The organism is Microbispora sp. NPDC049633, assembly GCF_040675265.1.
GTDB lineage: Bacteria > Actinomycetota > Actinomycetes > Streptosporangiales > Streptosporangiaceae > Microbispora > Microbispora maris.
In genome coordinates, this window is the sequence record NZ_JBFAOO010000018.1 from 25,755 (window position 1) to 44,471 (window position 18,717).

At 72.5% G+C, this 18,717-nt stretch carries 19 protein-coding genes; 12 read left to right on the top strand and 7 right to left on the bottom strand.

Annotated elements, in window-relative coordinates; genetic code table 11:
• Positions 1–10 precede the first annotated feature (10 nt).
• Both AB0J39_RS07465 and AB0J39_RS07470 read right to left on the bottom strand, forming a co-directional pair.
• Positions 11–175: a hypothetical protein gene (locus AB0J39_RS07465; protein WP_363462590.1), complete on the bottom strand. Its 165-nt coding sequence runs from the start codon at positions 173–175 to the stop codon at positions 11–13.
• 94 nt (positions 176–269) lie between these two features.
• Positions 270–599, bottom strand: coding sequence for a helix-turn-helix transcriptional regulator (locus AB0J39_RS07470; protein WP_363462591.1), 330 nt, complete (start codon positions 597–599; stop codon positions 270–272).
• Between the two features lie 93 nt (positions 600–692).
• Between AB0J39_RS07470 and AB0J39_RS07475 the strand changes: the two genes are divergently transcribed.
• From AB0J39_RS07475 to AB0J39_RS07495, 5 genes are all read left to right on the top strand, one after another.
• A complete protein-coding gene (locus tag AB0J39_RS07475) occupies positions 693–1,790 on the top strand; it encodes an NADH:flavin oxidoreductase/NADH oxidase (RefSeq protein ID WP_363462592.1) in 1,098 nt (365 codons plus the stop codon).
• Between the two features lie 28 nt (positions 1,791–1,818).
• Positions 1,819–2,784 (top strand): LLM class F420-dependent oxidoreductase, encoded by a 966-nt coding sequence (locus tag AB0J39_RS07480; protein WP_363462593.1) that lies wholly within the window; start codon positions 1,819–1,821, stop codon positions 2,782–2,784.
• Positions 2,785–2,848: 64 nt separating this feature from the next.
• A complete protein-coding gene (locus AB0J39_RS07485) occupies positions 2,849–3,658 on the top strand; it encodes an SDR family NAD(P)-dependent oxidoreductase (protein ID WP_363462594.1) in 810 nt (269 codons plus the stop codon).
• Entirely contained in the window at positions 3,655–4,254 is a 600-nt protein-coding gene (locus AB0J39_RS07490; protein ID WP_363462595.1) for a TetR/AcrR family transcriptional regulator, read from the top strand. The genes AB0J39_RS07485 and AB0J39_RS07490 overlap by 4 nt, the downstream gene beginning before the upstream one ends.
• Positions 4,255–4,291: 37 nt before the next feature.
• Entirely contained in the window at positions 4,292–5,005 is a 714-nt protein-coding gene (locus tag AB0J39_RS07495) for a dienelactone hydrolase family protein (protein ID WP_363462596.1), read from the top strand.
• Here the strand turns inward: AB0J39_RS07495 and AB0J39_RS07500 are convergent.
• On the bottom strand, positions 4,987–5,955 hold the full coding sequence (locus AB0J39_RS07500; protein ID WP_363462597.1) for a sulfite exporter TauE/SafE family protein: 969 nt from the start codon (positions 5,953–5,955) through the stop codon (positions 4,987–4,989). The genes AB0J39_RS07495 and AB0J39_RS07500 overlap by 19 nt on opposite strands.
• A gap of 148 nt (positions 5,956–6,103) precedes the next feature.
• Here AB0J39_RS07500 and AB0J39_RS07505 point away from each other — a divergent pair, with 148 nt between their 5' ends.
• The 6 genes from AB0J39_RS07505 to hypF all read left to right on the top strand — a co-directional run bounded on the left by AB0J39_RS07505 (position 6,104) and on the right by hypF (position 14,415).
• Complete coding sequence (locus tag AB0J39_RS07505) at positions 6,104–7,018, top strand: ROK family protein (protein ID WP_363462598.1); 915 nt, start codon at positions 6,104–6,106, stop codon at positions 7,016–7,018.
• Positions 7,019–7,050: 32 nt separating this feature from the next.
• A complete protein-coding gene (locus tag AB0J39_RS07510; RefSeq protein ID WP_363462599.1) occupies positions 7,051–9,021 on the top strand; it encodes a cellulase family glycosylhydrolase in 1,971 nt (656 codons plus the stop codon).
• A 139-nt stretch (positions 9,022–9,160) separates the two neighbouring features.
• Positions 9,161–10,732 (top strand): GAF domain-containing SpoIIE family protein phosphatase, encoded by a 1,572-nt coding sequence (locus AB0J39_RS07515; RefSeq protein WP_363462600.1) that lies wholly within the window; start codon positions 9,161–9,163, stop codon positions 10,730–10,732.
• Positions 10,729–11,736, top strand: a complete 1,008-nt coding sequence (locus AB0J39_RS07520) for a cobalamin-dependent protein (RefSeq protein WP_363462601.1) — start codon at positions 10,729–10,731, stop codon at positions 11,734–11,736. Before AB0J39_RS07515 ends, AB0J39_RS07520 begins: the two co-directional genes overlap by 4 nt.
• A complete protein-coding gene (locus tag AB0J39_RS07525) occupies positions 11,736–12,062 on the top strand; it encodes an STAS domain-containing protein (RefSeq protein ID WP_363462602.1) in 327 nt (108 codons plus the stop codon). Before AB0J39_RS07520 ends, AB0J39_RS07525 begins: the two co-directional genes overlap by 1 nt.
• A 28-nt stretch (positions 12,063–12,090) precedes the next feature.
• Positions 12,091–14,415, top strand: coding sequence for a carbamoyltransferase HypF (hypF, locus tag AB0J39_RS07530; protein ID WP_363462603.1), 2,325 nt, complete (start codon positions 12,091–12,093; stop codon positions 14,413–14,415).
• Here hypF and AB0J39_RS07535 read toward each other — a convergent pair.
• Positions 14,412–15,296, bottom strand: coding sequence for a LysR substrate-binding domain-containing protein (locus tag AB0J39_RS07535; RefSeq protein ID WP_363462604.1), 885 nt, complete (start codon positions 15,294–15,296; stop codon positions 14,412–14,414). The genes hypF and AB0J39_RS07535 overlap by 4 nt on opposite strands.
• 121 nt (positions 15,297–15,417) lie before the next feature.
• On the opposite strand from AB0J39_RS07535, the gene AB0J39_RS07540 reads away from it, so the two are divergent.
• The gene (locus AB0J39_RS07540) at positions 15,418–16,137 is read left to right on the top strand and encodes an SDR family oxidoreductase (protein WP_363462605.1); all 720 of its coding nucleotides are present in this window, start codon (positions 15,418–15,420) and stop codon (positions 16,135–16,137) included.
• A gap of 17 nt (positions 16,138–16,154) precedes the next feature.
• Here AB0J39_RS07540 and AB0J39_RS07545 read toward each other — a convergent pair whose 3' ends face one another.
• Genes AB0J39_RS07545 through hypD form a run of 3 tightly spaced genes read right to left on the bottom strand, consistent with a single transcriptional unit; the run spans position 16,155 to position 18,712 of the window.
• Entirely contained in the window at positions 16,155–16,490 is a 336-nt protein-coding gene (locus AB0J39_RS07545; protein ID WP_363462606.1) for a hypothetical protein, read from the bottom strand.
• An 18-nt stretch (positions 16,491–16,508) separates the two neighbouring features.
• The gene (gene hypE, locus AB0J39_RS07550) at positions 16,509–17,591 is read right to left on the bottom strand and encodes a hydrogenase expression/formation protein HypE (RefSeq protein ID WP_363462607.1); all 1,083 of its coding nucleotides are present in this window, start codon (positions 17,589–17,591) and stop codon (positions 16,509–16,511) included.
• Complete coding sequence (gene hypD, locus AB0J39_RS07555) at positions 17,588–18,712, bottom strand: hydrogenase formation protein HypD (RefSeq protein WP_363462608.1); 1,125 nt, start codon at positions 18,710–18,712, stop codon at positions 17,588–17,590. Before hypD ends, hypE begins: the two co-directional genes overlap by 4 nt.
• Positions 18,713–18,717: the final 5 nt, after the last annotated feature.

Below are 18,717 nucleotides of genomic sequence, written 5' to 3' on the forward strand. Positions count from 1 at the left end.
GACGGGCCCGTCAGCCCAGGTCGTGGCTCGCTCTCCGGGCCTGCCGCTGGGCCCAGGACGCGAGACGCGACCAGCGCCGGGCCGCGACCAGGCGGCTGGCGACGCGCGCGTTGTCGGCCTCGCGGTGCAACTCGGTCATGCGCTCGGTGGCCAGGGAGTAGTCGTAGAACATCATTGCCGTCCCGGTCGTCGTTGTAACTGTCCTAATTGTCTTAGTCAGTTACAAAGGTACGGCAAAGAGGCGTAACTGGTCAAGGCAGTTTGGACAGTTACAGGGTCGCCGCCCGCTGGGTGTCGTACGCCTGGATCACGGTGTCGAGCAGGCCGGGGAAGAGGGCGTCGAGGTCCTCGCGGCGCAGAGAGCTCATCTTCGCGGTCCCTTGGTAGACCTGCCTGATCACGCCCGCCTCGCGGAGCACGCGGAAGTGGTGGGTGCTCGTCGACTTGCTGACCGCGAGGTCGATCGCCGAACAGGACGACTCGCCGCTGCCGGCGAGATAGCGCACCACCTGGAGGCGTGCGGGATCGGACAGCGCGTGCAGCACGTCCTCGAGCCGGATCTCGGACCGGTCCGGATGGTCGAGCGTCCGTGGGGTCATCGGCTCTCCTTTGTACGAAGGTCTTCGTAGTTTGACAGATGGCGTACTACGAGGTCTATCGTACAAGAGTCCCGACGACGAGAGGAGCGCGGCGTGAGCGCCTTGTTCGAGCCCCTGACCCTGCGGAACCTGACCATCCCCAACCGCGTCTGGATGTCGCCGATGTGCCAGTACTGCGCGGCCGTCGAGGGCCCGGAGCAGGGCGTCCCGACCGACTGGCATCTGACCCATCTCGGATCCCGGGCGGTGGGCGGGGCCGGTCTGGTCATCGTCGAGGCCACCGCCGTGTCCCCCGAGGGCCGGATCAGCCCCGCCGACCTCGGGCTGTGGAACGAGCGCCAACAAGCACAGTTCGGCCGCCTCGCCCGGTTCCTCGCCGACCAGGGCGCGGTGCCCGGCATCCAGCTCGCGCACGCCGGGCGTAAGGCGTCCACCGACCGCCCGTGGCGGGGCGGCGCGCCGGTCGGCCCGGAGGACCACGGCTGGCGGCCGGTCGCGCCCAGCCCGATCCCCTTCGCGGAGGGCCACCCGGTGCCGGACGAGCTGAGCGAGGCCGACATCCGGCGGCTGGTGGAAGGCTTCGCGGCGGCCGCGCGCCGCGCGCTCGCGGCCGGCTTCAAGGTGGTGGACATCCACGGCGCCCACGGCTACCTGATCCACGAGTTCCTGTCGCCGTTCAGCAACCGGCGCACCGACGCGTACGGCGGCAGCTTCGAGAACCGGGCTCGCTTCGCCCTGGAGGTGGTCGACGCGGTGCGCGCCGAGTGGCCGGACGAGCTGCCGGTGTTCTTCCGGATCTCGGCCACCGACTGGCTGAGTGAGAACCCCGAGGACCCCCGCGAGGGCTGGACCGCCGACGACACCGTGAGGCTGGCCAAGGAGCTGCTCGCCCACGGGGTGGACCTGCTCGACGTCTCGACGGGCGGCAACGCGCCGAAGGCCCGGATCCCCGTGGGGCCGGGATACCAGGCGCCGTTCGCGGCCCGGGTGAAGGCGGAGACCGACCTGCCCACGTCGGCCGTCGGCCTCATCACCGAGCCGCGCCAGGCCGAGGAGATCGTCGCCTCCGGGCAGGCCGACGCGGTGATGCTCGGCCGTGAGCTGCTGCGCGACCCCTACTGGCCGCACAACGCGGCGCGCGAGCTGGGGGCGGCCGTGCGCCGGCCCGACCAGTACGGCTGGGCGGTCTGAACGCCCGGACGTGGGTAGGGGTGGCCGTATGGCAGAGATCGGTTTCACCCTTATGTGCGAGCAGACGCCCGCGAAGGAGCTGGTGGAGGACGCGGTCGCGGCCGAACGGACCGGTTTCGACTACGCGGTCATCTCCGACCACTACTTCCCGTGGCTGGAGGAGATGGGCCACTCTCCGTACGCCTGGTCGGTGCTGGGCGCGGTGGCGCAGGCCACCGAACGGCTGCCGCTGATGACGTACGTGACGTGCCCGATCATGCGGTACCACCCGGCCGTGGTGGCGCAGAAGGCGGCCACGATGGGGGCGCTCAGCGACGGCAGGTTCACCCTCGGCTTGGGCGCGGGCGAGAACCTCAACGAGCACGTGATCGGGCACGGCTGGCCGCCGGTCAACACCCGGCACGAGATGTTCCGCGAGGCCATCGAGGTCATCAAGGAGCTGTTCCAGGGCGGATACCGCAACTACCGCGGCGAGTACTTCGACCTCGATTCGGCCCGGCTGTTCGACCTGCCCGAGCGGCCGGTGCCCATCGCGGTGGCCGCGTCCGGCGAGCAGTCGGTGGACATCGCGGCCGAGCTCGGCGACGGTCTCGTGGCGACCGACCCGGACGGGTCGCTGGTGGAGAAGTTCGCCGCGTCCGGCGGCGAGGCCAAGCCCGTCTACGGCCAGCTCGCCGTCTGCTACGACCCCGACAGGGACGCCGCGATCGAGCGGGCGCACCGCATGTGGCGCTGGGCGGTGACCGGCTGGAAGGTCATGTCGGAGCTGCCCGCGCCGGTCAACTTCGCCGCCGCGACCGAGACCGTACGGCCGCAGGACGTGGCGGAGAAGGTGCCCTGCGGCGCGGACGTGGACGCCGTGGTCGAGGCCGTGCGGCAGTACACCGACGCCGGCTTCACCCACCTCGCGCTCGTGCAGGTCGGGCGGGAGCGGCAGCGGGAGTTCTTCGAGTGGTCGGAGAAGGAGCTCCTCCCCGCGCTGCGCGACCTGTAGCGAGCAGCGGGCGGGGAAGAATTAGAGACTTGATCTAGAGAGTTGCTCTAATTAGAGTCGCCGCATGACACCCACCGCTGTGGTGACGGGCGGCTCGCGCGGCATCGGGCAGGCGGTCGCGTCCCGTCTCGCCCGCGAGGGGTTCCGGGTGGTGATCGTGGCCCGCGATTCCGTACGCGGGGAGGCGGCGCGGGCCGCCCTCCCGGGCCACGCGGTGCTCGTGACCGCCGATCTGGCGGAGACCGCGTCGGTGCGCGCGGCGGCCGGCGCGCTGCTGGAGGCCTGCCCGCGGATCGACGTGCTGGTGCACAACGCGGGGATCTGGCCGGCCCGGCGTGAGATCACCGGGGACGGCGTCGAGCGGGCGTTCGCGGTGAACCATCTCGCGCCGTTCCTGCTGAACCACCTGCTGGAGGAGCGGCTGCGGGCGGGCGGCGCGCGGGTGGTGCAGGTCAGCGCGGGCCTGTACGTCAAGGGCCGGTCCGACCCCGGCCGGACGGTGACCGGACTGGACTTCCACCCCGTCAGGACGTACGCCGACACCAAGCTGTGCAACCTGATGCTGGTGCCGCTGTTCGCCCGGCGATGGCAGGATGCCGGGGTGACGATCGACGCGGTCCACCCGGGGGTGATCCGGACCGATCTGGGAGCGCGCGGCGGCCTGCTCGGGCTCGTGCTGAAGGCGGTCAAGCGCACCTGGGGCACCCCGGACGACGGCGCCGAACCCGTCGTACGGCTCGCCCTCGACGGCTCCGGCGGCACCGGGCGCTACTTCGAGATCGGCAAGGAGACCCCGCTCGCCCCCGTCGCGTGTGATCCCGAGATCGCGCAGGCGCTGTGGCGGCAGGCCGCGGCCCTGACAGGGACGGCGTGACCCGTCAGCGGCGCGGCGAGGAGACGGTGCGGCGGCTGCTCGACGCCGCGCTCGCCGTCTACACCGACGACGGGCCGCAGGGCTTCACGATGCGGGCGGTCACGGCCCGCGGCGGGGTCAGCGTCGGCAGCCTCTACCACCACTTCGGCAGTTTCGACGGCCTGGCGACCGCGCTCTACTCCGAATGCATGGCCGATCTGCTCGACGAGCTGATCGCGGCATTGGAGGGCGTGGACGACCCCCGCGCCGGGGTGCGCGCGCTCGTCGGGGCTTATCTCGGGTTCGTGCGGGCGAGCCCGGTCAAGGCGCGGTTCATCCACGCCTCGCCGTACCTCGGGCACCTGGAGCAGAAGACGGCCGCCGTCGCCAAGGCGCCCCGCCTCGACGCGCTGGTGGCGTGGCTGCGCCCGCACGTGGCGTCCGGGGCGGTCGCGGACCTGCCCGTTCCGATGATCGAGATGCTGCTGATCGGCCCGGTCGCGGAGGTCGCCCGCCGCTGGGTCGCCGGCGAGCCGGGGGTGGACCTCGACGAGGCCGCCCGGCTGCTGCCCGCGCCCATCTGGCGGTCCCTGAGCGCCGGCCCGCACGGCGCGTGAGATGATCGCGCTCGGCACCGCGGATGGGGAGGAACGGATGTCCGAGCGCACGCAGACGGTGACGGTCGCGGACGGCGGGTTCGACCTGCGCCTGTGGATTCCGGAGCGGGGGAGCGGCCCGGGGCTGCTGCTCATTCCCGAGATCTTCGGCGTGAGCGACTACATCCGGGCCGTCGCCGCCGACCTCGCCGGGCTCGGCTACGTCGTGGGCGTCCCGGATCTCTTCTGGCGGCTGAACCCCGGCTGGGCGGCCGCGCACGACGAGGAGGGGCTGCGCGCCTCGCTGGAGCAGGTGGCGGACCTCGACCCCGAGAAGGCCGCGGACGACTGCGCCGCCGCGCTCGGCGCGCTCGCCGCGCGGCCCGAGGTGACGGGCCGGACCGGGGCGCTCGGCTTCTGCCTCGGCGGCTCGCTGGCCTACGCGGTGGCGGCCCGCGGTGACGAAAGCGGCCTGTCAGCCGTGCTGTCCTTCTACGGCTCGGCCGTCCCGGACGCGCCGGAGTCGCTGGACGACATCCGCTGCCCGATCCAGTTCCACTTCGGGGGGCGGGACCCCTACATCCCCCGGGACCGGGTGGCGATCGTGGAGGAGGCGGCGGCCGGGCGGCCGGGCGTGGAGGTCCACGTGCAGGAGGAGGCCGGCCACGCCTTCCACAACTTCTACGCGCCGATGTTCCACGACCCCGAGGCGGGCCCTGCTGCATGGGCGCTGGCCATGGACTTCCTGCGCCGTCACCTCCCGGCGGCCTGAGCCTCCCGCGCCTCCCGCTTCCAGGGGAGCGCGGGCAGGCCGCACCGCACGCGCAGGAGCATCCAGAAGGCCGGGGCCAGCAGCAGCACGGCGAGCAGTATCCAGACGGTCTCGGTGTTGCCGACGCCGAACATCTTCAGCGCCGAGGCGAGCAGCACGAACGCGAGGGCGCGGCGGATCAGCCCGCCGGGGGCGCGCGAGGAGATCCGCGAGCCGAGGTAGACGCCCGGGATCGAGCCGGCCAGCAGCGCGACCGTGACCGACAGCGTGAACTCGCCGAACATCAGATGACCGAGCGCGGCCGACATGACCAGCGGCACGGCCTGGACCAGGTCGGTCCCGACGAGCTGGTTGGCCTTCAGCGCGGGGTAGAGCGCCAGCAGGGCCACGATGATCAAGGAGCCGGAGCCGACCGAGGTGATGCCGACCACCAGCCCGCCCACGGCCCCCACCAGCGCGGTCGGCAGCGGCCGTACGGTGACGGCGGGCATCTCGGTCGCGGCCGGTTCGCCGGGAGCGGCGGTGCGCCGGCCGGTCTCGGGGGTGCGGCCCTCGGCGCGGTCGCGCATCGCGAGATAGCCGCGTACGGCCAGGCCCGCCGCCGCGATGAGCAGCGCGATGCCGAGGCCCTTCTGGATCACGTTCTGCACACCCTCGCCGTCGCCGAGCGCGCGGGCGATGAGCACGCCGCAGAACGCCGCGGGGACCGAGCCGGCGCACAGCCAGGCGACGAGCCGCAGGTTGACCGTCCCCCGGCGCAGGTGCACGAAGCTCCCCACCGGTTTCATCACGGCGGCGGCGACGAGGTCGCTCGAGACGGCGGCGAGAGGCGGCACGCCGAAGAACGTCACGAGCATGGGCGTCATCAGGGCGCCGCCGCCCATCCCGGTCAGGCCGACGACGACGGCGACCAGGAAGGAGCCCATCGCCATGGTGTAGTCGAAATCCACTCATTTACCCTACCAAACCCATCGGAAATACGGATACCCCCCTGGATGGACGGCCGTTGACGTGATGGTCATCGAGCGATTACGTTTGCCCGGACTTATCCGGTTAAGTGGCGGGAGTGCCAGTGGTCGAAGGGCCGGGGATGCGGCGATGACCGTCCTCGCGGTGGACATCGGCGGCACGAAGTTCGCCGCCGCGGCCGTCGCACCCGACGGCGAGATGCTGGCCCGCGCCGAGGTGCCGCTGCGCGGCCCGGCTTCGGCCGGCGAGACGTTGTCGGAGGTCGTGGGCCGGATCACCGAGCGCGTCGCGCCCGCTCGCCTGGACGGGATCGGAGTGGGCTCGGCCGGGCCGCTCGATCCCCGCCGGGGCACGGTCAGCCCGGTGAACATCCCCACCTGGCGAGAGTTCCCGCTGGTGGACGCGCTGGGCGAGGTGCTTCCCGGCAGGCCCGTACGGCTCGCGGGCGACGCCCAGTGCATGGCGCTCGGAGAGTGGTGGCGTGGCCTCGGCGGGGACCGCGCGGCGCGGGCCATGCTCGGCATGGTGGTCTCCACCGGCGTCGGCGGGGGCTTCGTCCTCGACGGCGTGCCGTACGTCGGCCCGACCGGCAACGCCGGGCACATCGGGCACATCACGGTAGACCCCGGCGGTGAGCCGTGCCCCTGCGGCGGTGCCGGGTGTGTGGAGACCATCGCGAGCGGGCCCGGCATGGTCCGGTGGGCCGCCGCGAACGGCTGGTCCGGCGCGGACGCGCGGGCGCTGGCCGCCGACGCCCGGGCCGGGCACCCCACCGCCGCACTCGCCTTCCGGCGCGCCGCCGGTGCGCTGGCCACCGCCGTGCTCACGGCGTCCGCCCTGTTCGACCTCGACCACGTCGTCATCGGAGGGGGCGTGGCCGCGGCGGGGCCGATTCTCTTCGACTCGCTGAGGCAGGCGATCGAGAGGAACGCCGGGCTCGGCTTCCTGCGGCGCCTGCGGGTGGACCCGACCTCTCTGGGCCGCGACGCCGGGCTGTTCGGCGCCGCCGCCCTCGTCCTGATCCAGGACAACCCGGGCACCTGACCTGCCCGGGCCTCCCGACACAAGGAGCGTCGATGAGAGGACTGCGTACGGGCGTCATGGTGGCCGCCGTGCTGGCGGGGCTGGTCGCGGCCCCCGGCACGGCGGAGGCCGCCACCGGGAACGACGGCTTCGTCAAGCGCGCGGGGACCCACCTCGTGCTCGACGGCAAGCCGTTCCGCTTCGCCGGGGCCAACAACTACTACCTGATGTACAAGTCGCACGCGATGGTGGACGACGTGTTCGCCCGCGCGAAGACCGCGGACCTGTCCGTGATCCGCAACTGGGGGTCGCTGGACATCGGCAACCAGGACGGGTCCGACTCCATCCAGGGCAAGGCGGACGGCGTCTACTTCCAGTACTGGGACGGGACCAAACCGGCCTACAACGACGGGGCCGACGGCCTCGAACACCTCGACTACGTGCTGTGGAAGGCCAGGAAGTCCGGGATCAAGCTGGTCATCCCGCTTGTCAACAACTGGAACGCCTACGGCGGCATGGACCAGTACGTCCGCTGGGCCAAGGGACAGCACCACGACGACTTCTACACCGACCCGGCGATCAGGGGCTGGTTCAAGGGCTGGATCAGCCATCTGCTCAACCGGGTCAACACGCTGACCGGCGTCGCCTACAAGGACGACCCCACGATCATGGCGTGGGAACTGGCCAACGAACCCCGGTGCAAGGGGTCGGGCAACTACCCGGCATCCCCCGGCTGCACGACGGCCACCGTCACCGCGTGGGCGGACGAGATGTCCCGGCACATCAAGTCGGTGGACGCAAGGCACCTGGTCGGCGCGGGCGACGAGGGCTTCTACTGCGCCGATCCCGGCGGCCCGGACTGGACCGACAACTGCGGCGAGGGCGTGGACACCGTCGCGCTGGCCAGGCTGCCGAAGATGGACCTGATGTCCCTGCACCTCTATCCGGACGGATGGGGCAAGGACGCCGCCTGGGGCACGACCTGGATCGAGAAGCACCTCGCCGACGGCCGCAGGATCGGCAAGCCGGTGATGCTGGGCGAGTTCGGCCTGCTGAGCAAGGCCGGGCGCAACCCCGTCTACCGCGAGTGGACGGACGCCTTCGTGTCCGGGGGCGGCGCGGGCTTCCTGTACTGGCTGATCGCGGGCACGCAGGACGACGGCACGCTCTATCCCGACTACGACGGCTTCACCGTCTACTGCCCCAGCCCGGTCTGCACGACGATCACCAACGCCTCGGCGACGATCCGCGGCAGGCTGCCGATCTTCCCGCCGGTGGCCGACGACGACACGGCCGTCACGACCTTCCGCACCGCGGTCACGGTCGACGCCACCGCCAACGACATCGCGTACCTCGCGAGGATCAGGCCGGAGACGCTCGACCTCGACCCGGCGAGGGCGGGCCGTCAGGCGAGTCTGACCGTGACCGGCGGCACGTTCACCGCCGACACGTCGGGGAAGGTCGCCTTCACTCCCGCCGAAGGCTTCAGCGGCCGGGCCACGGCGACCTACCGGGTGCGCGACAGCCTGCTGCGGTGGTCCGGCACCGCCACGATCACGGTGACCGTCAAACCCGACCCGGGCGCGGCGATCAGGCTGTTCTCCTTCGAGGACGGCGTGCAGGGCTGGGCGCCCGGCAACTGGCAGAGCGACGCCGGCACGGTGGCGCAGTCCACCGACTGGGCCACCGACGGCACGCACGCCCTGCGGGTGGACGCGACCGGCGGCGGCTGGTTCGGCGCGGCCTTCCCCGAGCCCGTCGACCTGTCGGCCAAGGGCACGCTGAAGTACGACGTCAAGACGGGGGCCGCCGGCACCTCGACCAGTGTCGCGCTGCAGACCGGCTCCGGCTGGGCCTGGTGCCAGTCCACCTGGGGATGGCAGAACCAGGACGCCACGGGGACGGTGGAGATCGACCTCACCTCGGCGATGTCCTGCACGACGGAGGATCTCAAGGACGTGCGCGGCATGTTCGTCTGGGTGAGCCCCGGCACCGTCCGGATCGACGACGTACGCGCCGAGTGATCGGCTGCATCCCCACGGCCGTACGGCTCGTTGGGGTAGGGATGACCGAAATTAGTGCGATATTTCCATTTCTGGGGCAAAGGTAGTCTGGAGGACCGAATCGGAATCGGGGGGACGCGGCCATGACGGGAACGCACAGGTGAAAGGGGCCATCGCCCCCGATCTCATGGCGGCGTTGCTCGAACGCGGCGACGAGGGCGTCGTGCTGTGCGACGCCGGCGGCGTCGTGACACTGGCCAACCCGGCGGCGGCCCGCCTGGTGCCGGGGATCGAGCCGGGGCTGCCCCTGCCCGCCCCGCTCGGTCCCGCCCCGTCCGCCCTCAAAGGCCGGACCGTGACGCACGGCGGCCGGGAGATCCGGGTCCGCGCCGAGGAAATGGGCGAAGGCCGAACCGCCTGGTATCTGACCGCGGAATCGCCCCGGGAACAGCGGGAGACGCAGCGTACGGAGTTCCTGCTGGAGGCCGCGCGGCGCCTGTCCGCCTCGCTCAACCCCCACCGGTGCGCCCGGGCCGCGGCGGAGCTGGGCACCGACTTCCTGTGCGACGCGGCGGTCGTGCTGCTGCCGCCCACCGCCCGCCGCCGCGTGGAGTGGGTGCGCGCCGTCTCCGGCCGCTCCGGCCCGGACGAGGGCGTCGTGCCGGCCGCCGCCGCGGCCGAGGTGCCCGGCCTGACCGACGCGCTCGCCGGCCTGCGCGAGGACGCCGCGGGACGGCGGGACCCGGCGGGCACGCCCGGCTGGCTGCTGCCGGAGGGGTTCGGCCCGGTCGGCCACCTGCTGGTGCTCCCGCTGCCCGGCAACGGCGTGTCGGCCGGCGCGATCGTGCTCGCCCGCCGGGCCGGGCGGCCGCCGTTCGACGAGGACGACCAGGGGATGGCGTGCGACCTGGCGACCCGGGCCGGTGCCGCGATCTCGGCGGCCTCCCTGTTCCGGGAGCAGAGCACGGTCAACGCCATCCTGACCGGCGACCTGCTGCCGCCCGACCTGCCGGAGATCGAGGGCATGCGGCTGGCCGGTCGGCTGCGGGCCTCACAGCAGGCGGGTGCCATCGGCGGCGACTTCTATGACGTCTACCTGCCCGAGATCGCGCCGGAGAGCGGGATCGTCGAGCGGCCTCCGCTGGTCATCCTGGGCGACGTCTGCGGCAAGGGCGCCCGCGCGGCGGTCCTGGCCGGTCAGGTCCGCCACAGCCTGCGTACGCTGCTGCTGCTGGAAAGCCGTCCCGAGCGGCTGCTCGAACTGCTCAACCGGTCGCTGGTCGCGTCCCCGTCGCCGAACTCCTACGTCACGCTGATCCTCGCGGCGCTGCGGAGCGCCCCCGGCGACCACGTGCTGGTGGACCTGGCCGTCGCCGGGCACCCGCCGCCGCTGGTCCTGCGCCGGGACGGCACGGTGGAGGAGGTCGCCGTCCGCGGTTCGATCCTCGGCGCAATGAAGAAGATCAGCCTGTGGCCCGTCACGCTCGACCTGGCGCCCGGCGAGGTGTGCCTGCTGTACAGCGACGGGATCACCGAGGCGTTCGGCGGCCCGAGCGGCCGGGAGATGTTCGGCGAGGAGCGGCTGAAGCGGGCGCTGGCGACCTGCGCCGGCATGCCGGTCGACGCGCTCGTCGAGCGCCTGGAGCAGCTCAGCACCGAGTGGTTGCGGGGCGGGCAGCAGGACGACCGCGCGTTGCTCGCCGTGAGCGCGGGGAGGGGGACGTCGCGATGATGCCGGACCTGGAGGCCGCCACCGGACGCTACCTGGAGTTGATCGGCCGGGCCGACGAGTACGGCGCGGTCGACCTGGTCGTGGGCCTGATCGACGGGGGCGTCCCCGCCGAGGATGTGCTGCTGAGGGTCATCGCGCCCGGTCAGCGCCAGGTGGGCGAGCTGTGGGCGTCGAACGAGTGGTCGGTGGCGCGCGAGCACGGCGCGACCGCGGTCAGCGAGCGCGCGGTGGCCGCCGTCAGCGGGCACGTCCGGCCCGCGCCGACACGCGGCCGGGTGGCCGTGGCCTGCGCCGACGGCGAGTATCACGCGCTGCCCACCCGCATCATGGCGGAGGTGCTGCGCCTGCGGGGCTGGGACGTCGACTTCCTGGGCGCCAGCGTGCCCGGGCCGCACCTGATCACCCATCTGCACCAGACGGGGCCCGACGTGGTCGCGCTCGGCTGCATGCTGCCGACCCGGCTGCCCCTCGCGCACGCCACCATCGCGGCCTGCCAGGCCGTGGGCATCCCCGTGCTGGCCGGCGGGGCCGGGTTCGGCGCCGACGGCCGCTACGCCCGGCTGCTCGGCGCGGACGCGTGGGCGCCCACCGCCGACGCGGCGGCCGACCGGCTCGCCGCCGGCCTGCCGTCCTTTCCCACCGCCAACAACGGTGCGGCCCAGCTGGGCGACGAGGAGTACGCGTACCTGACCCGGCACCGTGCCGAACTGCTGTCCCGCGTCATGGACACGCTCGGAGAGCACATCGGCGAGGATCTCGGTCACCTCGCCGACTTCCTGATCGCCGCGATCTACGTCCACGACGCCTCGCTGTTCACCGATTTCGTGACGTGGACCTGCCGGATGCTGGTGGCCCGGGACGTGCCGGCGGAGTCCGTCGCGCTCCGGCTGGGCGTTTTCCGTGATGTACTGACGGACTGCCCCCGCGCCCGGGCGCTGCTGACCGAGGGCGTCACCGCGGCACAGATGTGTTGCGCGGTCCGACGAACAGAGACGAGCGTTTGATGCAGGACACGCCCCCGTTCCAGGTCGAATCGCTTGTTTCCGAGCCCGGTGCCGTGCGCCTCGTGATGACCGGTGAGCTCGATTTCGGCGCGGCGGACGAGGCGTCCGCCGCGGTGGACAAGGCGCTCGCCGAAGACCTGCGTCTGCTCGAACTCGACCTGGCCGGGCTGAGTTTCATCGACTCCTCGGGCATGGCCGTGCTGATGAACGCCTACATGGGGGCCGGGGAGCGCGGGGCCGGCTTCCGGATCGTCGCGCTCACCCCCTATCTGCGTCATCTGATCGAGGTCGTCGCCCTCGACGACGTGCTGGACCTCCCTGACTGAGATCTCGCCCGGCTGAGACAATGAGCGGGTGAGCAGGCGTGCCGTCGCCGTCCGGGTCGAGGGGATCGTGCAGGGGGTCGGCTTCCGGCCCTTCGTGTACGGCCTCGCCACGCGGCTCGGCCTCGCCGGGGTTGTGGGCAACGACGAACGCGGCGTCTTCATCGAGGTCGAGGGCGGCAGCGCGCCGGTCGAGCAGTTCCTCGCCGCGCTGGCCGGCGACCCGCCGCCGCTGGCGGTGATCGAGCGGATCAGCACGGGCCCGGCGCCGGTCACCGGCCGCAGGACCTTCGTGATCGCGCCCAGCACGGCCTGCGGGGACCGGCGCGCGCTCGTCTCGCCGGACGTGGCGACCTGCGACGCCTGCCTGCGCGAGCTGACCGACCCCGCCGACCGCAGGCACGGCTACGCCTTCATCAACTGCACCGGCTGCGGGCCGCGTTTCACCATTGTCCGCGACGTGCCGTACGACCGGGCGAACACGACGATGGCCGGCTTCCGGATGTGCGCGGACTGCGCCCGGGAGTACCACGACCCCGCCGACCGGCGCTTCCACGCCCAGCCCGTGTGCTGCCCCGCCTGCGGGCCCCGGCTGCGCTTCGTCGGTTCCGGGAGCGGCGGCGACCCGGCAGGCGACCCGCTCGCGCGGGCCGTACGGCTGCTGCGGGCGGGCGGGGTGCTGGCGGTCAAGGGGCTCGGCGGCTACCACCTGGCGGCGCTCGCGGCCGACGAGCCCGCCGTGGCGGCGCTGCGGTCGCGCAAGCACCGCGAGGACAAGCCGTTCGCGGTGATGGCGGGCGATCTGGACGAGGCCCGGCGGCTGTGCGTGGTGGACCCGGCCGAGGAGCGCCTGCTGACCGGGCCCGCCCGCCCCGTCGTGCTGCTGCGGCGGCTGCAGGGCACCTCCGTCGCACTGTCCGTCGCACCGTCCGTCGCACTGTCCGTCGCACCGTCCGTGGCACCGGGCAACCGGTGGCTGGGCGTGCTGCTGCCCTACACCCCGCTGCACCACCTGCTGCTCCGGGCGCTGGGCCAGCCCGCCGTCCTGACCAGCGGAAACGTGTCCGACGAGCCGATCGTCTACCGCGACGAGGACGCTCTGGAACGGCTTGGCGGCATCGCCGACGCCTTCCTCACGCACGACCGCCCCATCCATATCCGCACGGACGACTCGGTCGTACGGGTCTTCCGGGGCCGCGACCTGCCGATCAGGCGGTCGCGGGGGTACGTGCCGCAGCCGCTGGCGCTCGCCCGGGCGGCCCCCCGGCCCGTGCTCGCCTGCGGCGCCGAGCTCAAGCACACGTTCTGCCTGGTCAAGGGTGACCGTGCGGTCGTCTCCCACCACATCGGCGACCTGGAGAACTACGAGACCCTGCGGTCGTTCACCGAGGGCGTCGAGCATTTCCGGCGGCTGTTCGACATGACGCCCGAGGTGGTCGCGCACGACCTGCACCCCGAGTACCTGTCCACGAAGTGGGCCCTCGACCAGGACGCGGACCTGGTCGGCGTGCAGCACCACCACGCCCACATCGCCTCCTGCCTGGCCGACAACGCCGCGGCCGGGCCGGTCGTGGGAGTGGCCTTCGACGGCCTCGGGTACGGCCCGGACGGCACGCTGTGGGGCGGGGAGTTCCTCGTGGCCGGCCTGGCGGGGTTCGAACGGGTGGGTCACCTGACGCCGGTGCCGATGCCCGGCGGCGCCACCGCGATCCGGCAGCCCTGGCGCATGGCGGCGGCCTACCTCGATCTCGCCTACGACGGGGACGTCCCGGAGGACCTGGAGGTCCTGCGGCGCAACGCCGAACGGTGGGCGGCCGTCGTCGCGCTGGCCCGGAGAGGCGGGAACGCGCCTGTCAACCCGCCCCTCACCTCCAGCATGGGCCGCCTGTTCGACGCGGTGGCGGCGGTCGCGGGCGTGCGCGACGCGATCACCTACGAGGGTCAGGCCGCGGTCGAGTTCGAGCAGCTGGCCGACCCCGCGGTGGACGAGGCGTATCCCTGCGGCATCGCCGGAACCGGCACGCGGTTCACCGTGCCGGGCGTGGCCCTGGTCCGCGCGGTCGCCGAGGACCTGCGCGCGCGTGTGCCGCGTGACGTCGTCGCCACGCGCTTCCACAACGCCGTGGCCCGCGTCGTCGCCGACGGCTGCGCCCTGGTCAGGGAGGCCCGCGGCCTGTCAACGGTCGCGTTGTCCGGCGGCGTGTTCCAGAACCTGCTGCTGCTCGGCCGGGCCGTGACCCTGCTGGAGGAGCGCGGCTTCACGGTGCTCACCCACCACCGCGTCCCCCCGAACGACGGCGGCGTCAGCCTCGGCCAGGCCGCCGTCGCCGCGGCGCTCGATCGCGGAGATCCCTAGACCGCGCGCAGGGTGTCGGCCCGCAGGTCCGTCGCGATGGCGGCGAACTCGCCGATCAGGGGGGTGCAGCGGGTGCTGTCCCAGGCCAGGCACACCTGGTTCGGCGGGATGTCGGCGACCGGGACGTAGGTGACGTCCGGCCGGGTGTAGAAGGTCACCACCGACAGCGGCAGGATGACGACGCCACGACCCGCGGCGACGTGTTCGAGCTTCTCCTCCACAGCGTGGAAGACCGGCGCGGGGCGACGCGGTCCCGGCCCTCGCAGCTCGCTGGCGATGTCGCGCCATTCGGGAACGGCATCGGGGTCCTGGAGGAGGTGCTCGTCGGCGAGGTCGGCGATGCCGATCATGTCCTTGCCCGCCAGATGGTGGCCGGTGGGCAGCACAGCGACGCGCGGCTCGTCCATCAGCGGCCGGACGCGCAGCCCGCGCTGGTCGATCGGCAGGCGCACGTAGCCGATGTCCACCCGCCCGTGGTGGATGGCCTCGACCTGATCGTCCCAGGTTGTGCGCACCACCTCCACTGTCAGCCGGGGGTGACGTTCGCGCAGCGCACGGACCGCCGGAGTGACGATCAGCCCTGGCATGAATCCGACGGTGAAGGTGTCGGCGCCGCGTGCGGCGCGACTGACGCGTCGGCGCAGCGCCTCGGCCGAGGCCAGCAGCGGGCGGGCGTCGGCGAGCAGTTGCTCGCCCGCGGAGGTGAGTTCGGTGGCCCGCCTGTCGCGTACGAAGAGCTGAACCTTCAGCTCTTTCTCGAGTGCCCGGATCTGGCGGGACAGTACGGGTTGCGCGATATGCAGCGCCTCGGCGGCCCGCCCGAAATGCAGCCGCTCGGCCACCGCGACGAAATATCGCAGCTTCCGCAGATCGACGTCCACCAGCGCATCCTCCCGCCTTTGATGCCCACAGGGTATTACAGGCGTGGCGGAGAGTCTTGGACGGCGGAGATGGGGTGGGCCCATCCTGAAGAAGTCGAGATTCCCAACAGAAGGACGAGTCATGGATCTGCAGGGGCAACGTGTCGTCGTGCTCGGCGGCACGTCGGGTATCGGACTGGCCACCGCGGAGTCGGCCACGCGACAGGGCGCCGTTGTCACGGTCGTTTCCAGCCGGCAAGCCAGCGTCGAGCACGCGCTGGCCCGGCTGCCCGGGCGCTGCGACGGCCGCGTCGCCGACCTCACGGACGCCCGGGCCGTGGGCCGGCTCTTCGAGGACCTCGGCGAGTTCGCCCACCTCGTCTACACAGCCGGTGAGCCGCTGACGATGATGCCGTTGGACACGCTCGACCTGGACGCGGCGTGCGACTTCTTCGCGCTGCGCTACTTCGGTGCGCTGGGGGCGGTCCGCGCCGCTCTGCCGTACTTGCGCGAGGATGGTTCGATCACTCTCACAACCGGCATCGCCAAGGACCGGCCGGGCCCGGGCTGGGCCGTCGCGGCGAGCATCTGCGGCGCCATGGAGGCACTGACCAAGGCGCTGGCCGTCGAGCTCGCGCCCATCAGGGTGAACGTCGTGTCGCCCGGCTTCGTACGGTCTCCGCTGTGGTCCGGGATGGGGGAAGAGGACCGCGAGCGGATGTATTCCGAGATCGGCGCCGCGATCCCGGCGGGCCGGGTCGGCGAGGTCGAGGACATCGCGCGAGCCTACGTGTTCCTGATGACGGAGCCGTTCGCCACCGGGACCGTCCTCACCGTGGACGGCGGGCACGTACTCGTCTGATCGGGCCGGGCGCGATCTCAGCCGCCCTGGTCGCCGGAGGGCAGCGGAGGGCTCTCCTCGTCGATGGGCCCCTCCGGTTCGATGCCGGTGGAGTCCTCGAGCGTGGAACGGCCCTGCGGCCGGTCGGCCTCGCCCCGCACGCCCTCCCGGTCCCGCCCGGGCTCCCGCTCCCGCTGGGCGGTCTCCTCGCCTCTCCGGCTGAGGGTCTCGCCCGCGCCGAGAGGAGATCTCGCCTCGGTGTCCGTGGCGGGCACGCCCGACTCCTCCTCGGCGGACGGCTTCCGCCCGGGCCCGGGCTCGCCCGCGGCCTCCGGCCGGAACGCCAGATCGCCCGCCCGCTCGGTCTCGCTCATGATGAAGTCACCTCCCGGTCAGCAGATCCGCGGCAGCGGGTCGCCGACCAGCACGTCGATGATCCGGGTGCCGCCGAAAGCGGTCTTGAGCAGCACCAGGCCCGGTGGATCGTCCCCGATGCGGCCGACGACCGCGGCGCCCTCGCCGAGCGGATGGCCCCGCAGGGCGGCGAGCGCGGCCCCGGCCGCGTCCCCGTCCACGACCGCGACCATTCGGCCCTCGCAGGCGACGTAGAGCGGGTCGATGCCCAGCAGCTCGCACGCTCCGCGTACGGCGGGCCGTACGGGCACCGCGTCCTCCTCGACCACGACGGCGACGCCGGAGGCCCGGGCGATCTCGTTGAGTATCGTCGCGACGCCGCCGCGCGTCGCGTCCCGCAGGCACCGCACTCCCTCGCCGGCGGCGGCCCGGAGGGCGGCGACCAGACCGTTCAGGGGAGCGGTGTCGGAGGTCACGTCGGCCTCGATGTCCAGCTCGCCCCGGGCCAGCATGATCGTGACGCCGTGCTCGCCGATAGGGCCGGACACGAGGACGGCGTCGCCGGGACGCGCGTGCGCGACGCCGAGACGGGCGTCCCGCTCCAGCAGTCCCACGCCCGCGGTGGTGACGTAGCAGCCGTCGGCCTTGCCGCGCTGCACCACCTTGGTGTCCCCGGTGACGATCGACACCTCCGCCGCCCCGGCGGCCCTGGCCATCGACGCCGCGATCCGCCGCAGGTCCTCGACCGGGAAACCCTCCTCCAGGACGAAGCCGGCCGACAGGTACAACGGCCGGGCCCCGCACACCGACAGGTCGTTGACGGTCCCGTTGACGGCGAGGTCGCCGATGTCGCCGCCGGGGAAGAACAGCGGGGAGACCACGTAGGAGTCGGTGGTGAACGCGAGCCGCGCGCCGCCCGCGCCGAACACCGCGCCGTCCTCCAGCGGTTCGAGCAGCGGGTTGCGGAACGCGTCGAGGAAGACCGCCTCGATCAGGGTCTGGGTGGCCTTGCCGCCCGCGCCGTGGGCCATCGTGATGTGCTCCTCGCGCACGCGGGCCTTCCGTTGCCGCGCGCGGTCGATGCGTTCGAGGACCTGCCGCTCACGGGTCGTCTCGGTCACCGCGTCGCCTCCCTCACCCGCTGCCGCGAGAAGCGGCCGAAGTTGTAGTAGGCCGCGCAGGCGCCCTCGGACGACACCATGCAGGTGCCGATCGGCGTCTCCGGCGTGCAGGCCGTGCCGAAGACCTTGCACTCCCACGGCTTGAGCACGCCCTTGAGCACCTCGCCGCACTGGCACGCCTTCGGGTCGGCCACCCGGCCGCCGGGGATCGCGAACAGGCGCTCCGCGTCGTACGCCGCGTACTTCTCCCGCATCCGCAGGGCCGAGTGGGAGATGAACCCGAGGCCGCGCCACTCGAAGTACGGCCGCAGCTCCATCACCTCGTTGATCGCCCGCAGGGCCCTGACGTTGCCCGCCCACGGCACGACCCGGGCGTACTGGTTCTCGACCTCCGAGCGCCCCTCGGCGAGCTGGAGCAGCAGCATGTAGACCGACTGCAGGATGTCCAGCGGCTCGAAGCCCGCCACCACCAGCGGTTTGCCGTATCCGCGTGCGATGAACTCGTACGGCCGGCAGCCGATGATCGTGGACACGTGGCCGGGCCCGATGAAGCCGTCGAGGCGCAGGTCGGGCGAGTCCAGGATGGCCTTGATCGCGGGAATGATCGTCACGTGGTTGCAGAAGACCGAGAAGTTGCGCACGCCCTCGGCCGCCGCCCGCAGGACGGTCATGGCGGTGGACGGCACGGTGGTCTCGAACCCGATGGCCATGAAGACCACCCGGCGGTCCGGGTTGCGGCGGGCGATCTTCAGGGCGTCCAGCGGTGAGTAGACCATGCGGATGTCGGCGCCCTGGGCGGTGGAGTCGAAGAACGACCCACGCCCGCCGGGCACCCGCATCATGTCGCCGAACGACGTCATGATCACGTCCGGCTGCTCCGCGATGTGGATCGCGTCGTCCACGCGGCCCATCGGGATCACGCAGACCGGGCAGCCGGGGCCGTGCACCAGTGTGATCGTCTCGGGCAGGTAGTCCTCCAGCCCGTGCTTGTAGATGGTGTGGGTGTGGCCGCCGCACACCTCCATGAACTTGTACGCCCGGCCCGGTTCGCACAGGCTCGCGATCCTGGCGGACAGCGCCCGCGCCTTGTCCGCGTCGCGGTACTCGTCGACGAAACGCACCGCTG

Bases quoted from the DNA above. Each gene is read 5' to 3' on its own strand.
- AB0J39_RS07520 (WP_363462601.1), top strand. From the start codon at position 10,729: ATGATGCCGGACCTGGAGGCCGCCACCGGACGCTACCTGGAGTTGATC.
- AB0J39_RS07495 (WP_363462596.1), top strand. From the start codon at position 4,292: ATGTCCGAGCGCACGCAGACGGTGACGGTCGCGGACGGCGGGTTCGAC.
- AB0J39_RS07525 (WP_363462602.1), top strand. From the start codon at position 11,736: ATGCAGGACACGCCCCCGTTCCAGGTCGAATCGCTTGTTTCCGAGCCC.
- AB0J39_RS07485 (WP_363462594.1), top strand. From the start codon at position 2,849: ATGACACCCACCGCTGTGGTGACGGGCGGCTCGCGCGGCATCGGGCAG.
- AB0J39_RS07465 (WP_363462590.1), bottom strand. From the start codon at position 175: ATGATGTTCTACGACTACTCCCTGGCCACCGAGCGCATGACCGAGTTG.
- AB0J39_RS07480 (WP_363462593.1), top strand. From the start codon at position 1,819: ATGGCAGAGATCGGTTTCACCCTTATGTGCGAGCAGACGCCCGCGAAG.
- AB0J39_RS07540 (WP_363462605.1), top strand. From the start codon at position 15,418: ATGGATCTGCAGGGGCAACGTGTCGTCGTGCTCGGCGGCACGTCGGGT.
- AB0J39_RS07545 (WP_363462606.1), bottom strand. From the start codon at position 16,490: ATGAGCGAGACCGAGCGGGCGGGCGATCTGGCGTTCCGGCCGGAGGCC.
- AB0J39_RS07470 (WP_363462591.1), bottom strand. From the start codon at position 599: ATGACCCCACGGACGCTCGACCATCCGGACCGGTCCGAGATCCGGCTC.
- AB0J39_RS07505 (WP_363462598.1), top strand. From the start codon at position 6,104: ATGACCGTCCTCGCGGTGGACATCGGCGGCACGAAGTTCGCCGCCGCG.
- AB0J39_RS07510 (WP_363462599.1), top strand. From the start codon at position 7,051: ATGAGAGGACTGCGTACGGGCGTCATGGTGGCCGCCGTGCTGGCGGGG.